The sequence below is a fragment of the Hydrogenophaga sp. UC242_53 genome (assembly GCF_042696965.1).
Classification (GTDB): Bacteria; Pseudomonadota; Gammaproteobacteria; order Burkholderiales; family Burkholderiaceae_C; genus Hydrogenophaga.
Genome location: NZ_CP170552.1, coordinates 627,043 through 642,213, shown reverse-complemented (window position 1 = coordinate 642,213; position 15,171 = coordinate 627,043). Strand labels below are relative to the sequence as shown.

The 15,171-nt window shown below is 68.1% G+C and carries 10 protein-coding genes and 4 pseudogenes; 2 read left to right on the top strand and 12 right to left on the bottom strand.

Annotated features, from left to right (window positions below; translation table 11 throughout):
- The 10 genes and pseudogenes from ACFJI0_RS03375 to ACFJI0_RS03330 form a co-directional block, all read right to left on the bottom strand.
- Nucleotides 1–417 carry a group II truncated hemoglobin gene (locus tag ACFJI0_RS03375; protein ID WP_382323430.1) on the bottom strand — a complete coding sequence of 139 codons (417 nt, stop codon included), beginning with the start codon at nucleotides 415–417 and terminating at the stop codon, nucleotides 1–3.
- A gap of 8 nt (nucleotides 418–425) precedes the next feature.
- Nucleotides 426–2,970, bottom strand: a pseudogene (locus tag ACFJI0_RS03370) (ABC transporter permease).
- A 34-nt stretch (nucleotides 2,971–3,004) separates the two neighbouring features.
- On the bottom strand, nucleotides 3,005–3,637 hold the full coding sequence (gene upp / locus ACFJI0_RS03365; protein WP_382323429.1) for a uracil phosphoribosyltransferase: 633 nt from the start codon (nucleotides 3,635–3,637) through the stop codon (nucleotides 3,005–3,007).
- Between the two features lie 62 nt (nucleotides 3,638–3,699).
- The gene (locus tag ACFJI0_RS03360; RefSeq protein WP_382323428.1) at nucleotides 3,700–4,563 is read right to left on the bottom strand and encodes a formate dehydrogenase accessory sulfurtransferase FdhD; all 864 of its coding nucleotides are present in this window, start codon (nucleotides 4,561–4,563) and stop codon (nucleotides 3,700–3,702) included.
- Nucleotides 4,564–4,633: 70 nt separating this feature from the next.
- Nucleotides 4,634–5,020 carry a hypothetical protein gene (locus ACFJI0_RS03355; RefSeq protein ID WP_382323427.1) on the bottom strand — a complete coding sequence of 129 codons (387 nt, stop codon included), beginning with the start codon at nucleotides 5,018–5,020 and terminating at the stop codon, nucleotides 4,634–4,636.
- Between the two features lie 26 nt (nucleotides 5,021–5,046).
- Nucleotides 5,047–6,226: pseudogene (locus tag ACFJI0_RS03350) on the bottom strand (formate dehydrogenase subunit gamma).
- Between the two features lie 67 nt (nucleotides 6,227–6,293).
- Entirely contained in the window at nucleotides 6,294–6,548 is a 255-nt protein-coding gene (locus ACFJI0_RS03345) for a hypothetical protein (protein ID WP_291115507.1), read from the bottom strand.
- A complete protein-coding gene (fdh3B, locus tag ACFJI0_RS03340; RefSeq protein ID WP_291115509.1) occupies nucleotides 6,545–7,147 on the bottom strand; it encodes a formate dehydrogenase FDH3 subunit beta in 603 nt (200 codons plus the stop codon). Before fdh3B ends, ACFJI0_RS03345 begins: the two co-directional genes overlap by 4 nt.
- A 15-nt stretch (nucleotides 7,148–7,162) precedes the next feature.
- A pseudogene (locus tag ACFJI0_RS03335) lies at nucleotides 7,163–10,142 on the bottom strand (formate dehydrogenase subunit alpha).
- Between the two features lie 19 nt (nucleotides 10,143–10,161).
- Entirely contained in the window at nucleotides 10,162–10,395 is a 234-nt protein-coding gene (locus tag ACFJI0_RS03330) for a formate dehydrogenase (protein WP_382323426.1), read from the bottom strand.
- 422 nt (nucleotides 10,396–10,817) lie between these two features.
- On the opposite strand from ACFJI0_RS03330, the gene ACFJI0_RS03325 reads away from it, so the two are divergent.
- Complete coding sequence (locus ACFJI0_RS03325) at nucleotides 10,818–12,200, top strand: sigma-54-dependent transcriptional regulator (protein WP_382323425.1); 1,383 nt, start codon at nucleotides 10,818–10,820, stop codon at nucleotides 12,198–12,200.
- A gap of 256 nt (nucleotides 12,201–12,456) precedes the next feature.
- Here ACFJI0_RS03325 and ACFJI0_RS03320 read toward each other — a convergent pair whose 3' ends face one another.
- Complete coding sequence (locus tag ACFJI0_RS03320; RefSeq protein WP_382323424.1) at nucleotides 12,457–12,849, bottom strand: hypothetical protein; 393 nt, start codon at nucleotides 12,847–12,849, stop codon at nucleotides 12,457–12,459.
- On the opposite strand from ACFJI0_RS03320, the gene ACFJI0_RS03315 reads away from it, so the two are divergent.
- Nucleotides 12,833–14,326 carry a cache domain-containing protein gene (locus ACFJI0_RS03315; protein ID WP_382323423.1) on the top strand — a complete coding sequence of 498 codons (1,494 nt, stop codon included), beginning with the start codon at nucleotides 12,833–12,835 and terminating at the stop codon, nucleotides 14,324–14,326. The genes ACFJI0_RS03320 and ACFJI0_RS03315 overlap by 17 nt on opposite strands.
- Nucleotides 14,327–14,545: 219 nt before the next feature.
- On the opposite strand, the pseudogene ACFJI0_RS03310 reads toward ACFJI0_RS03315, so the two are convergent.
- Nucleotides 14,546–15,170, bottom strand: a pseudogene (locus ACFJI0_RS03310) (molecular chaperone).
- Between the last annotated feature and the right edge of the window lies 1 nt (nucleotide 15,171).

The window sequence follows — 15,171 nt, the reverse complement described above, 5'->3', positions numbered from 1 at the left end:
CTAGCCCGGCGAGTTGCGCATCCAGTCCGCGGTCTGGAAGAAGCTGGTCTTGAGCCGCTCGCGCAGCGGCGCGTCCACGCCGGTCTCGCCCATGGCCTGGTCCATGCAGGCCAGCCACTGGTCGCGCTCGATGATGCCGATGGCGAACGGCATGTGCCGCATGCGCAGCCGCGGGTGGCCGAACTGCTCGGTGTAGTGCTGCGGGCCGCCGAGCCAGCCGCAGAGGAACCAGAACAGTTTCTGGCGCGCGCTGTCCAGCGAGTTGCCGTGCGCGGCGCGCAGTTCGCGGTAGCGCGGCTCGATGTCCATGAGGTCGTAGAAGCGGTCGACGAGTGCGCGCACCTGGCCCTCGCCGCCGATCCAGTCGAAGGGCGTGGCGTGCTGCGTGGGTTCCTGGGGTTGAATCAGATCGCTCATGCCGTTGTTCAGACTGCTGCCTTGCGCAAGGTTTCCACCACCGGCGTGCGCAGCACGCTGCGCAGCCCCCACCAGCCCGCCAGCAGCGCCAGCAAGGCGCCCGCGACGGCGCCGCCCAGCGGCACCCAGGGCGAAGCCGTCCACGAGAACTGGAACACGAAGCGCGCCAGCGCCCAGCCCACCGCGACCGCCACGGCCGAGGCCAGGAAGCCCGCCAGCAGGCCCACGCCGAGCAGCTCGATGCGCTGCACCTGGCGCAGCAGCTTCGAGCCCGCGCCCACGGCGCGCAGGATGGCGAACTCGCGCTCGCGCTCGCCGCGTGTGGCCGTGACGGCCGAGAGCAGCACCACCAGACCGGCCGCGAGCGTGAAGGCGAACAGGAATTCCACCGCGCTGATGACCTGGCCCAGCACGCGCTGCACCTGGGCGATGGTCTGGCTCATGTCGACGTTGGTGATGTTGGGAAACTGGCGCACCAGCCCGTTGTCGAAACCGTTCGTGGGCTCGGGCGCGCGGAACGCGCTGATGTAGCTCAGCGGCACGTCGGGCACCTGGGCCACCGGGAACACCACGAAGAAGTTCACCCGCATCGAGCCCCAGTCCACCTTGCGCAGGCTGGTGATGCGGCCTTCGGTCACCTGACCCGCGATGTCGAAGCCCAGGCGGTCGCCGAGCTTGAGGCCGAGTTCTTCGGCCAGGCCTTCTTCCACGCTCAGCGCATCGGGCTCGTTGTCGGTCCAGCGGCCGGCGATCACGGGGTTGTGCTCAGGCACGGTGGCGGAGTTGGAGAGGTTGAACTCGCGGTCCACCAGGCGCTGCGCGCGGTCTTCGGTGAAGTCTTCGGGCACCACGGCCTTGCCGTTGATGGTGACCAGCCGGCCCCGGATCATGGGGTACCAGTCGTAGCGCTGCACCCCGGCCTGCCGCAGCGCCTGCTGGAACGCCTCGCCCTGGTCGGGCTGCACGTTGATGACGAAGCGGTTGGGCGCGTCGGGCGGCGTGGCGTTGCGCCAGCTGGAGATGAGGTCGGTGCGCAGCAGCACCAGCAGCACCAGGGCCAGCAGGCCGACGGCGAGCGCGCTGATCTGCACCACGGCATAGGCCGGGCGCGCCGAGAGCTGGCGCGCTGCGCATGACGAGCGCGCGCGGCGCGGTGGCTTCGTTCACGCTGGCGCGCAGCACGCGCACCGCCGCGTAGCTGGCGGCGGCGAACAGCAGCACCGCGCCCGCGAAGCCGCCCACGGCGATGGCGCCGAGCAGCAGGTCGCGGCTGGCCGCGAGCAGCAGCGCGGCAAAACCGGCCACGCCCAGGCCCAGCACGGCCAGGGTGGCGGGCTTGAGCTGGCCCACGTCGCGGCGGATCACGCGCAGCGGCGGCACCTGGGCCAGCTGCAGCACTGGCGGCAGGCCAAAGGCCATCATGAGCGTGAGGCCCATGCCCAGGCCGAGCAGCACCGGCGCGATGCTGGGCGCGGGCAGGCTGGCTTCGACCAGCCCGGCCAGCAGCAGCACGAAGGCGTGGTGCACCGCGTAGCCGATCGCCACGCCCAGGGCGCTGGCGAACAGGCCGATGAGCGCGAATTCGAGCGTGTAGGCGCGCGCCATGGTGCCCTGCGACAGGCCGAGCACGCGCAGCATGGCGCAGTCGTCCAGGTGGCGCTGGGCGAAGCCGCGCGCGGCGATCGCCACGGCCACGGCGCACAGCAGCGCGGCCAGCAGGGCCACGAGGTTGAGGAATTTTTCGGCGCGCCCCAGCGTCTGCTGCATCTCGGGCCGGCCGCCTTCGAGCGACTCCAGCCGCATGCCGCGCACGTCGGGCTGCTCCATGGCCTTCGTGGCCCAGTGGCTGAAATCGGCCACGCGAGCCTCGTTGCCGATCACGGCCAGGCGGTAGGTCAGGCGGCTGGCGGGCTGCACCAGGCCGGTGGCGGGCAGGTCGGCCGCGTTGAGCATGACGCGCGGCGCGAAGCTCATGAAGCCGGCGCCCCGATCGGGTTCGACCGTGATGAGGCGCGCGATGGTGAGCGCCGAGTCGCCCAGCAGCAGCGTGTGGCCCATCTTCAGGTCGAGCGCGACCAGCAGGGCTTCGTCCACCCACACGGTGCCGGGGGCGGGAATCTCGCGGGTGGCGCTGTCGGGCCCGCCCTGGGCCTCGGCCACGCGCAGGCTGCCGCGCAGCGGGTAGCCCTCACCCACGGCCTTGAGCGCCACCAGGCGCGCGGCACCGCCTTCTTCTTCGCGCGCGCGGCCCATGGTGGGAAAGCCCAGCGTCTGCGTGGTGCTCAGGCCCAGTTCGCGCGCCCGGGCCTCGAACGAGGGCGGCGGCACGTGGTCGCTGCTGATCACCGCGTCGCCGCCGAGCAGCGCGCTGGCGTCACGCGTGAGGCCGCCCTGCAAGCGGTCGGCGAAGAAACCCACCGCCGTGAGCGCGGCCACCGCGAGGGTGACGGCGAGCATCAGCAGGCGCAGTTCGCCGGCGCGCCAGTCGCGGACCAGGGAGGACCAGCCCAGGGTCCAGAAGCGGATGGGCAAGGAGGGGGTGGGCGGTGTCATGGTGCGGGGTTCGAGCGCGCGCGGCCCGACTGGTTCACTTCGTCCCAAAGATTCGGTCGCCCGCGTCGCCCAGACCCGGGACGATGTAACCGTGTTCGTTCAGCCCGCGGTCCACGGCGGGGGTGTAGACCGGCACGTCGGGGTGGGCGTCGTGGAAGGTCTTGAGGCCTTCGGGGCAGGTCACCAGACAGACGAAGCGGATCGAGCGCGGGTTCGTCTTCTTGAGCCGGTCCACCGCGCTCACGGCGGAGTTGCCGGTGGCGAGCATGGGGTCGAGCACGATCACGTCGCGTTCGTGCATGTCGTGCGGCATCTTGAAGTAGTACTCCACCGCCTTGAGGGTGGCGGGGTCGCGGTACAGGCCGATGTGGCCGACGCGCGCGCCCGGGATCACCTGCAGCATGCCGTCCAGGAAACCGTTGCCCGCGCGCAGGATGGAGGCCAGAACCACCTTCTTGCCGTCGATGACGCGCGAGGTCATCTTCTCCAGCGGGGTCTCGATCTCGATCTCCTGCATCGGCATGTCGCGCGTGATCTCGTAGGCCAGCAGGGCGCTGAGCTCGTGCACGAGTTCGCGGAAGCTCTTGGTGCTGGTGTCCTTGCGGCGCATGAGGGTGAGCTTGTGCTGCACCAGGGGGTGGTCAATGACGTGGACGTCTCGGCTCATGGGAGGGGTCTCTCGGAGGGGGGTGATCCGAGTTTATGCCCGAACGCGCGGGCGCCGCCGCTTCAGGACGCGGGGGCGGCGCGCTCACGGGCCACGGGCGCGGCCGGCGGCACCGCGTCCAGCACCAGGCGCTGGGGGTTGGCGTAACACAGGAAGCGCTGGTTGGTGGCGCGGCCGATGGCGCACAGGCCCACGCGCAAGGCCACGTCCAGCCCCATCTGCGTGATGCCGCTGCGCGAGACCACCACCGCCACGCCCATCTGGGCCGACTTGATCACCATCTCGCTGGTGAGGCGGCCAGTGGTATAGAAGATCTTCTCGCCCGTGGGCGCGTCCGATTGCAGCGCCATCCAGCCCGCGATCGTGTCCACCGCGTTGTGGCGGCCCACGTCTTCCACGAACAGCTGCAGCTCCTGCCCGTGAAACAGCGCGCAGGCGTGCACCGAGCCGGCCGACTTGTAGGTGCTCTCCTTGAGCCGGATCGCGTTGACGATGGCGTAGAGCTGCGACTGCGTCAGCCCGGCCTCGTCGGGCAGCCGGATGCTGTCGATCTCGTCCATGAGGTTGCCGAACACGCTGCCCTGGCCGCAGCCGGTGGTGACCACGCGCTTGGAGGTGCGCTCCTCGATGCGGTCGATGCCGTGCCGGGTCTTGACCGACGCGGCGTTCACGTCCCAGTCCACGGTGATGGATTCGACCTCCTCCACCGAAGCGATGAGCCGCTGGTTGAGCAGGTAGCCCAGCACCAGCCACTCGGGCTGCGCGCCCAGCGTCATGAGCGTGACCAGCTCGCGCTTGTCCACGTAGACCGTGAGGTCGCGCTCGGCGGGGATGGAGATGGTCTCGCGCGCGCCGTGCTCGTTCATGACCTCGACTTCACGGGTCAGCGGCGCGCGCGCCTGGGTCAGTTGGGGCAACAGGGGCATGGGCGAAGACTACCGCATGAAAAGGGCCGCCACCCGAGGGTGCGGCCCATGGCAAGACAGGGAAAGCGGTTTATTTCTTGGCCGGCGTGGTCACCGCGGCGGGGGTGTTCGTGCTCGGTGGGCCCTTGGCGGTTTCCGCCGGTGAGTGGGCACCCGCGGCCTCGATCGGTTTCGGGGCGGTGTAGGCGAAGGGACCCGGGTCGGTGCAGGCCGGGGCATTGGCCGTCGCCGGGGGCACGCTCTTGCCGGTGGCCGCGGCGGTCTTGAAGTAGTTGGCGGCGGCCTTGTCCATGTAGGCACACAGCTTGTAGCCATCGACCTTGGCGGCCCAGGCCGTCTTGGCCGCCGCTTCGGCGGCCTTGGCCTTGGCTTCTTCCGTCGGTGGCGGGGGCGCGGGCAGCTTGGCGTGGGCCGTGGCGGCCAGCAGCAGGGTCAGGCACAGGAGGCTGCGTTTCATGGGTGGTCCTCGTTGTCTCGTTGTGTTCAAGCCTTGACGGCGCGCGAGGCCTCGGCCGCGCTGGCCGCGTCCACCGGGCCCGCCGTGCGTTGCGCGGGGATCTTGCCGGCCTTGATGTCGTCGTACCAGAGTTCGTGGTGTTCTTTGGCCCAGGTCTCGTCCACGTAGCCGGTCTTCATGGCCTTGTAGGCGCCCTTCATGCCGATCGTGCCCAGGTAGATGTGGCCCATGAACAGCGCCATCATCAGCACCGCGGCACTGGCGTGGATCATGTGCGCGATCTGCATGTTGCCGCGCGTGTAGTCCACCGAGGGCAGCAATTTGTCCAGGAACAGGCCCGAGCCCACCACGATCAGGCCGAAGAAGAACACGCCGGCCCAGAACACCACCTTCTCGCCCGCGTTGAAGCGGTGCGAAGGCACTTCCTGGCCGCTGAACAGGCCACCGCCCTTGAGCAGCCAGGTGATGTCTTCCTTGGCCGGCAGGTTGTCCTTGATGAAGGTGAGGATCACAACCACCAGCGACACCGCGAACAGCGGCCCGGCGAAGTTGTGCAGGTTCTTCAGCGCGTAGGTCAGCCAGCCGAACAGCGTGCTGCCGATGATGGGCAGCAGGAAGAACTTGCCGAAGGCCATGATGATGCCGGAGACCGCCAGCGCCACGAAGGCGATGGCGTTGACCCAGTGCGCGGCGCGCTCGAAGTAGGTGAAGCGCTCGATCACGCGGCCGGTGGGCTGACCGTGCACGGGGATCGCGCCCTTGGCGAAATAGAACAGCGCGATGGCGACCGCGACGATGAGCAGCACCGAGCCGCCGTAGGGAATGATCCACTGGTTGCGCACCTGCCGCCAGGCTTCGCCCGCGTTGGTCAGGCGCGCGCCGGGGTAGTTCACGAACGGCTGGATCAGGTTGCCGGCCTCGGGATACGGCAGGCTGGAATAGCCGGTCACGCCCTTGCCCACGTCGCGCCACATCGGCGCGTTGTTGCCGGGCTGCACCTTGCCGCGTTCGGCGTTGGTCTGCTCCGGGTACTTCGGGTCCTTGTTCGCGTCGGGTGCGATCTCGAAGATGTTGGCGCCCTTGATGCCACCCATCTGGCGCACTGGCCGGTGCGGCCGCGCCGGCGGGCGCCGGGTCTTCCTGCGGTGGCTCCACCTTGAGCGTCTGGGCATTGGCCCAGGCCGCGCTCAGCGTCAGCAGCGCCATGCACCACACCTTGGGCGACGCCAGGTGGCGCAGGCCTTGAGTCAGGAGGCTGTACATGGTGGGGGCCTCAGGGTTTGTTGCCGCCCATGCGGGTGTAGTCGTTCTGGCCGTACTGCGCGCGCGTCTTGAGCTGCTGTTCCCAGCTGGTCTTGTCGCCCGCCTTCCAGTTGGTGTTGGCGTACTGGCTGCTGCCCACGCCCTGGTACGGCGCGCTGTCCTGCTTGACGCCGGCCGCGTTCATTTCCTGCGGTTTCTCGCCGCAGGCGGTGAGCGCGAGCAAGGCGGCGGCCACGGTGGTGGTGAGTGCGAAGCGGCGCATCATGACTTGGTCCCTTGTGCGGTGCCGTAGGCGGTGCCCCAGCCCCAGACTTCGGCGCCCTTGCCGCGTTGCAGCACGCGGTTGCGGAAGATGTCGGCCACCACGTCGCCGTCACCGGCGAGCAGGGCCTTGGTCGAGCACATCTCGGCGCAGGCCGGCAGCTTGCCTTCGGCCAGGCGGTTGCGGCCGTACTTCTCGAACTCGCTCTGGCTGCCGTGGGCCTCGGGGCCGCCGGCGCAGAAGGTGCACTTGTCCATCTTGCCGCGCACGCCGAAGGTGCCCTGCGAAGGGAACTGCGGCGCGCCGAACGGGCAGGCGTAGGAGCAGTAGCCGCAGCCGATGCAGACGTCCTTGTCGTGCAGCACCACGCCCTCGTCGGTGCGGTAGAAGCAGTTGACCGGGCAGACCGCCATGCAGGGCGCGTCGCTGCAGTGCATGCAGGCCACCGAGATCGACTTCTCGCCCGGAATGCCGTCGTTGAGCGTGACCACGCGGCGGCGGTTCACGCCCCAGGGCACCTCGTGCTCGTTCTTGCAGGCGGTGACGCAGCCGTTGCATTCGATGCAGCGTTCGGCGTCACAGATGAATTTCATTCGTGCCATGTGGTGCTCCTGGTCTTATGCTTTTTCGACGTTGCAGATCGTGGTCTTGGTTTCCTGCATCATCGTGACGATGTCGTAACCGTAGGTCGTGCCGGTGTTGACGGCCTCGCCGCGCACCACGGGGAAGGCGCCGTCGGGGTAGTAGGGCTTCATGTCCACGCCCTGCCAGCGGCCCGAGAAGTGGAACGGCAGCCACACCGTGTCGGGTCCCACGCGCTCGGTCACCAGCGCCTGCACGTTCAGGCGCGCGCCGGTCGGGGTGTTGACCCACACGCGCTCGCCGTTGCGCACACCACGCTCGGCCGCCGCCTTCGGGTTGATCTCGACGAACATCTCCTGCTGCAGTTCGGCCAGCCAGGGGTTGGACCGCGTTTCCTCGCCACCGCCCTCGTACTCGACCAGGCGGCCCGAGGTCATGATGAGCGGGAATTTCTCGTGCATCTTGTCGTCCACGTTTTTCTGCTGGAGCGACTTGTAGAGGATGGGCAGGCGCCAGACGGTCTTGCGGTCGTCGTGGGTCGGGTACTTGGCGATCAGGTCCGGGCGCGTGCCGTAGATCGGCTCGCGGTGCTGCGGCACGGCGTCGGGGAAGTTCCACACCACGGCGCGCGCCTTGGCGTTGCCGAACGGGTGGCAGCCGTGGGCCATCGCCGACGCGGATGATGGCGCCGGTCGGGTCGGTCTTCCAGTTCTTGCCTTCGGCGGCCTTCTGCTCGGCTTCGCTGAGGTCGGCCCACCAGCCCAGCTTCTTGAGCAGCACGTGGTCGAACTCGGGATAGCCGGTGGTGATCTCCGAACCGACCGAGTAGGAACCGTCTTCGGCCAGCAGGGACTTGCCCTCGCGCTCCACGCCGAAGTTGGCGCGGAAGTTGCCGCCGCCTTCCATCACGTGCTTGGAGGTGTCGTACAGGTTGGGTGAGCCGGGGTGCTTGATCTGCGGCGTGCCGTAGCAGGGCCAGGGCAGGCCGAAGTAGTCGCCGGTCATGTCGTAGCCGGTTTCCTTGTCCACCACCTTGCCCTTGGCTTTGAGCGTCTTCACGTCAAAGGCGTTCATGTTGCGCATGTGGGCCTTGAGGCGCTCCGGGCTCTGGCCGGTGTAGCCGATGGTCCAGACCGACTTGTTGATCTCGCGCAGGATGTCTTCGGGCATGGGCTCGTCCAGGCCTTTGATCTTCTGCATCTTGTAGTTCTTGCTGAGCTCGGTGGCGAAGCCGAGTTTTTCAGCGAACTGGTGCATGATCATGTGGTCGCTGCGGCTCTCCCACAGCGGGTCGATGACCTTCTCGCGCCACTGCAGCGAGCGGTTGGACGCGGTGCAGGAACCGCTGGTCTCGAACTGCGTGGCCGCCGGCAGCAGGTACACCGCGCGGTTGGGGTTGAGGTCCTCGGGCTTGCCGGGCATGGCAGCCATCGAGGCGGTGGCCGAGGGGTACGGGTCCACCACCACCAGCAGGTCCAGCTTGTCCATCGCGCGCTTCATCTCCAGACCGCGGGTCTGCGAGTTGGGCGCATGGCCCCAATAGAACACGCCGCGCAGGTTCGGGCCCTGGTCGATCAGCTCGTTGTTCTCGAGCACGCCGTCGATCCAGCGCGAGACCGTGATGCCGGGCTTCTCCATCGTGCCGTCGGCGTACTGTTTCTTGATCCACTCGTAGTCCACGCCCCAGGCGTTGGCGAAGTGGCGCCACGAGCCGGCGGCCAGGCCGTAGTAGCCGGGCAGCGAGTCGGGGTTGGGGCCGACGTCGGTCGCGCCCTGCACGTTGTCGTGGCCGCGGAAGATGTTGGTGCCGCCACCGCTCTTGCCCACGTTGCCCAGCGCCAGCTGCAGGATGCACGAGGCGCGCACCATGGCGTTGCCGATGGTGTGCTGCGTCTGGCCCATGCACCAGACGATGGTGGCCGGCTTGGCTTCGGCCAGCATCTTGCGCCCCTTGAACATCTGCTCTTCCTTGACGCCGCAGGCCTCTTCCACGGCCGCCGGCGTCCACTTCGCCATCACGTCGGCCTTGACGGCTTCCATGCCGTAGACGCGGTCGTTGATGTACTGCTTGTCTTCCCAGCCGTTCTTGAAGACGTGGTACAGCACGCCGAAGAGGAAGGGGATGTCGGTGCCGGAGCGGATGCGCACGTACTCGTCGGCCTTGGCCGCGGTGCGGGTGAAGCGCGGATCCACCACGATCATCTTGCAGCCGGTTTCCTTGGCGTGCAGCATGTGCAGCATGGAGACCGGGTGCGCCTCGGCGGCGTTGGAGCCGATGTACAACGCGCACTTGCTGTTCTGCATGTCGTTGTACGAGTTGGTCATGGCGCCATAACCCCAGGTGTTCGCCACGCCGGCCACCGTGGTGGAGTGGCAGATGCGCGCCTGGTGGTCGCAGTTGTTGGTGCCCCAGAAGCTCACAAACTTGCGCATGAGGTACGCCTGTTCGTTGCTGTGCTTGGAGGAGCCGATGAAGTACACCGAGTCGGGGCCGCTGGCCTCGCGCAGTTCCTTCATCTTCGCGGTGATCTCGTTGAGCGCGGTGTCCCAGCTGATGCGCTGGTACTTGCCGTTCACCAGCTTCATCGGGTAACGCAGGCGGTACTCGCCGTGGCCGTGCTCGCGCAGCGATGCGCCCTTGGCGCAGTGCGCACCGAGGTTGATGGGGGAGTCGAACACCGGTTCCTGGCGCACCCAGACGCCGTTCTCCACGATGGCATCGGCCGCGCAGCCCACCGAGCAGTGCGTGCAGACGGTGCGCTTGACCTCGATCTTGCCGGTGCCGTCGATGGACTTGCCGCCCGACGCGGCCTCGGCCTTCTTCACCAGCGTGAGCTGGCTCGCGGCCAGGCCGACGCCCACACCCAGGCCCGAGCGGCGCAGGAAGGCGCGGCGGTCCATGGTGGGCAGGGCCGTCGACAGGCCACGCTGCAGGCGGTGCACGAAGCCGGAGGACGTGGAAGAGGATGCGCGCGAAGCGTGCGCACCCGACGGGGATTTTTTGGTCAGCAACATGGGAGGCGCTCCTGTTCGCTCAGATGCGGGTGGTCTGGTAGTACTGCTTGACGTGATCGCTCAGCGAGTAACCACCGCCCTTGGTGGGCGCCGGCTTGGGCTCGGCCACGGCGGCCGCGTCTTCAGGCGCGACGCGGGGCAACAGGGTGGCCGCGGCGGCCAGCGCGCCCACGGTGGACGCGCCCGCAAACAGAGTGCGGCGCTTGAGGTTCGGACGGCCTTCTTCGGGCGTGGATCGTGGGGACTTGTTCATGCATGTCTCCTGTGGGGTTCGGTCCCGCATCACAACATGCGGGCCTTTTGCATACGTCGAATCTAACCGGCCCCCACCCCCTATGCAAGCCATCCATAAGGGCGCCCTCCGCGTGAAATGCGATCGGTTCTCATCGCCGCATGTCGCAGCGCAGCATGCTGCCGCGCTTCCGAATTCATAGCCAGAACCGTGCCATGGTGCCGGCGTGGACCACCCCTCGCACGGACCCCGGGGGGTTGCGGGGCGATGCGCTTCACGGCCTAGGGATAACCCATGGAACGAATCCATTACGCGCTGGCGTGGACCGTCAAACTGTCCATCGTCGATGCGACAAATTGTCGCGACCGCCCTCCCGCGCGCGGGGTCGGAAATGCGCCAATACCCCAGTGATTTCGTAGGCTTACTCCGTAGAATCCTTCGGGGTGGACACCCCCTTTCTTCCCCCCTCGCCCGAAAGAACCCTGGAGGGTTGGCCCGACTGGTCGATCCTGATCGTCGACGACGAACAGGGCATGCTCAACTTCCTCGTCAAGACGCTGGCACCGCGCTGCCACTTCGTGATGAGCGCCTCCAGCGCCGAGGACGGCGCGCAGTGGCTGCGCGGCCACCACGTGGACCTGGTGATCCTCGACATCTCGCTGCCCGGCAAGAGCGGCGTGGTCTGGCTCAAGGAGTTGCGCGAACAGGGCTTCACCGGCGAGGTGATCCTGATCACCGCCTTCGCCGACCTGGACACCGCCATCGAAGCGCTGCGCGCGGGCGCGTCGGACTTCATCCTCAAACCGTTTCGCGTGCCGCAGATCCTCAACGCGGTGAAGCACTGCTACGAGCGCTCGCGCCTGCGGCGCGAGAACTTCGTGCTGCGCCGCGCGGTGGTCACCAGCGCGCCCGGGCGCGCGGCGCTGGTCGGTGCCTCGCCGGCCATGCAGCATCTGCGCGAGTCGATCGCGCGCGTGGCCCCGGTCAACAGCACCGTGCTGCTGCAGGGCGAGTCGGGCACCGGCAAGGAGCTGGTGGCGCGCGAGCTGCACGCGCTCAGCAGCCGCGCGGGCGGCCCCTTCGTGCCGGTCAACTGCGCGGCGGTCTCGCCCGAGCTGATCGAGAGCGAGCTGTTCGGCCACGCCAAGGGCGCGTTCAGCGGCGCCACGCGCGCGCGCGACGGCCTGTTCCACTACGCGCAGGGCGGCACGCTGTTCCTCGACGAGATCGCCGAGCTGCCGCTGTCCATCCAGGCCACGCTGCTGCGCGCGATCGAAGACCTCAACATCCGCCCGGTGGGCAGCGAACAGCTGGTGCCGCTGAACCTGCGCATCGTCGCCGCCACCAACCGCCAGCTCAGCGAGGAGGTGGCGGCCGGCCGCTTCCGCAAGGACCTCTACTTCCGCCTGCAGGTGGTGGACCTCACGCTGCCGCCGCTGCGCGAGCACAAGGACGACATCGCCGAACTCGTGGCGCACTTCATCGCCCAGCTCGCGCCCTCGCTCGGCGTGGAGCCCCTGGTCATCAGCGAACCCGAGATGGACTTCCTGCGCCAGTACGACTGGCCCGGCAACGTGCGCGAGCTGCGCAATCTGATCGAGCGCTCGCTGATCCTGGGCAGCCTCAACGTGTCGGCGCTGTACCCGGGCCAGACCCGCCGCCCCGAGGCCAGCAGCGCCGCGCCCACCGATCTGCACACGCTGGAGAAGATGCACATTCTCTCGGTGCTCGATTCGGTGCAGGGCGACAAGACGCGCGCGGCGCAATTGCTCGGCGTCTCGCGCCGCACACTGGAACGCCGCGTGGCCGAATGGGGCGCGACATGACACCGACACCCTGCGCATGAGCTTCTGGCGCGCCCCCCGCTGGCTGGCCGGCTCGGTCCGCAACAAGCTGCTGGCGATGGCGCTGCTGCCGCTGTTGCTGGCGTTCCCGATGCTGGTGCTGGCGCTGGCCCTGTGGGGCAACGTGGCCTACGACCGGCTGCTGATCACCAAGGTGCGCAGCGACCTGGCGGTGGCGCACGGTTACTTCGAGCAGGTGCTCAGCGAGGTCGGCTCGGGCACACAGGGCGTGGCCGGCTCACAGGCGCTCTACACCGCGCTGCGGCCCGCGAACCCCACGGACCGGCGCGACGTGAGCGAGCAACTGGCGTTGGCCCGCGAACGGCTCGGGCTGGACTTCCTGCTGCTCTACACGCCACAAGGCCAGCCGCTGGCGCGCGCGGTGCCCGCCGGGCTGAGCAACGCGGATGCGAGCGCGCCGATCCCGCTCATGCCCCCCGCGCTCGGGGGTTCGGTGAGCGACAACGGCCGCTCGGCCGCGCGCGCGCGATTGCTGGTGCTGGAGCCGGAAGAACTGGAGGCCCTGGCGCCGCACCTCTCGCCGCGCCTGCGCATTTCGCTGGTGCGCAGCGCGCAACGCCGCGCCCGACACGCGCGAGGCCGAGCACCGCGCCATGGTGATGCTGGCCACCCACCCGGTGCGCGACGCGGCGGGCCAGACGATCGCGCTGCTCGCGGGCGGCCTGCTGCTGAACCAGAACCTGGATTTCATCGACCACATCAACCGCATCGTGTACCCCGAAGGCTCCTTGCCGTTCGGCAGCCAGGGCACGGCCACGCTGTTCATGGACGATGTGCGCATCACCACCAACGTGCGCCTGTTCCAGGACCAGCGCGCGATCGGCACACGCGTGTCGCAGACGGTGCGCGACGCGGTGCTGGGCCGGGGCCAGACCTGGCTGGACCGCGCCTTCGTGGTGAACGACTGGTACGTCTCGGCCTACGAGCCCTTGCTGGACGCGCACGACCAGCGCATCGGCATGTTGTACGTGGGGTACCTGGAGGCGCCGTTCCGGCTGGTGCGCTACGCGATGCTGGGGGTGATGGGCCTGATCTTCCTGGGCGTGATGGCGCTCTCGGCCTGGTTCTCGCTGCGCTGGGCGCGCAGCATTTTCCAGCCGGTGCAGCGCATGAACCGCACGATGCAGCTGGTGGAGGAAGGCCAGTCGGGCGCGCGCGTGGGCGAGATTTCGGCGCGCGACGAGCTGGGCGCGTTGGCGGGCCATCTGGACGAGTTGCTGGACGTGATCGACGACAAGACGGCGGCCTTGCAGCGCTGGGGCGAGGAGCTGGACCACAAGGTGGCGGAGCGCACGGCGGAGCTGGAGGCGAGCAACGCGTCGTTGCAACTGGCGCAGCAGCAGTTGGTGAAGAGCGAGAAGCTGGCGGCGATCGGTCAGCTGACGGCGAGCATCGCGCACGAGATCAACAACCCGATCGCGGTGATGCAGGGCAATCTGGATCTGATGCGCGAGACGCTGGGGGCGGCAAGCCGGCCGGTGGTGTCGGAGCTGAAGTTGCTGGACGAGCAGGTGGAGCGCATGCGCATCATCGTGACGCAGTTGTTGCAGTACGCGCGGCCGACGGAGTATGCGGGGTATGTGGAGACGCTGGACATCAACCGGACGATGGAAGACTGTCTGGTGCTGGTGGGGCATCTGTTGGCGCAGACGCACATTCGCGTGGAGCGGGATCTGCAGGCGTCGCGGCGCGCGGGTTGCAATCGGCAGGAGTTGCAGCAGGTGGTGATCAATTTGTTGATCAACGCGATTCAGGCAATGCCGCAGGGTGGGGTGTTGCGGTTGGTGACGCGGGATTGGGTGGATGAGTTGGGGCGTGGGGGTGTGCGCTTGTGGGTGCAGGACAGTGGCCCGGGTCTTTCCGCCGAGGTGCTGGAGCGTTTGTTCCGGCCGTTTTTCACGACGAAGAACGATGGGAATGGGCTGGGGTTGTGGATCAGTCAGGGCTTGGTGGAGCGCTATGGGGGGCACATCACGGCCGAGAACCTCTCTGCTGGTTCCGGTGCTTCTTTTTGCGTGGCTTTGTTGACGGAGCCTCATGCGCCTGAGGCTGCGCCTACCCGGGATGGTCGGCCTGGGGGGCTTTGAGTTTCTTTTTGGGGTTTCGCTCGTCGACCTCGCGTCAGGCCGGTGGCGGGATCCGAATGCTCCGGCCCCATTCGCGGTTGCCACAAAAGCTTGCGCGCCCACCCGGTGTTGACGAAGTGGTGTATGCGGACCCGGGCAGTCGCCCGCGAGCGGCCGGCGCCAGCATGACCGGACCACCCGACCCTGCCAACCCGGCAGAGCGAAACGCCTAGGAGAAACTCAGGCCAACATATCGAAGCCCTGCGCCTCGACATTCACAAAAGCCCGGGTGAACCCAGCCAGAGCCGCATAGAACGAGGCCTTGGGATGCCCGGCAATCGCATCGCACATCTGCAGTACCCACGGCTGCAGATGCGTGGTGAAGAACTTCTGCTGTTGCGTGAGGTTGCGCCACCTCCACCTCGTCACCCGCGATCAGATAACGCATCACTTCACAGAGGTAAGCGATGTGGTCCTCCGTCTCCGGCATCGTCTCGTCGCGCGCCAGACCCAGCGCCGCCAGATCGTTGCGCAAGGCCGCCAACGGTTTCTCGTTCAGGAAACCGCTGAGGTAGTGCGAACCGAACACGAACACATCCGGCTTGCCCACACCACCGAACAGCGCGTCGTACTCCGCCGCCACCGCCTCATCGCTCAGCGCACGCGCAGCCGCCACCACCTCGCGCCACGGCTCCTCCAGAAAACCGCCGGCCGCCGGCGCCTCGGTCACCGCCACGCGCAGCTGCGCCATCAGCTCCGCCGGCGGCGGCGCGTAATACAGCGCCGCCAGCAGGCCGTACACCTCGGCACGGGCGGTTTCTTCGTCCAGCGCGGAAGACGACGAGACGGGAATGGCGTTGTTCATG

Excerpts from the sequence above, each read along its gene's own strand:
- ACFJI0_RS03375 (WP_382323430.1), bottom strand. The coding sequence starts at position 417 with ATGAGCGATCTGATTCAACCCCAGGAACCCACGCAGCACGCCACGCCC.
- ACFJI0_RS03315 (WP_382323423.1), top strand. The coding sequence starts at position 12,833 with ATGGTGATGCTGGCCACCCACCCGGTGCGCGACGCGGCGGGCCAGACG.
- ACFJI0_RS03355 (WP_382323427.1), bottom strand. The coding sequence starts at position 5,020 with ATGAAACGCAGCCTCCTGTGCCTGACCCTGCTGCTGGCCGCCACGGCC.
- ACFJI0_RS03345 (WP_291115507.1), bottom strand. The coding sequence starts at position 6,548 with ATGATGCGCCGCTTCGCACTCACCACCACCGTGGCCGCCGCCTTGCTC.
- ACFJI0_RS03360 (WP_382323428.1), bottom strand. The coding sequence starts at position 4,563 with ATGCCCCTGTTGCCCCAACTGACCCAGGCGCGCGCGCCGCTGACCCGT.
- fdh3B (WP_291115509.1), bottom strand. The coding sequence starts at position 7,147 with ATGGCACGAATGAAATTCATCTGTGACGCCGAACGCTGCATCGAATGC.
- upp (WP_382323429.1), bottom strand. The coding sequence starts at position 3,637 with ATGAGCCGAGACGTCCACGTCATTGACCACCCCCTGGTGCAGCACAAG.
- ACFJI0_RS03330 (WP_382323426.1), bottom strand. The coding sequence starts at position 10,395 with ATGAACAAGTCCCCACGATCCACGCCCGAAGAAGGCCGTCCGAACCTC.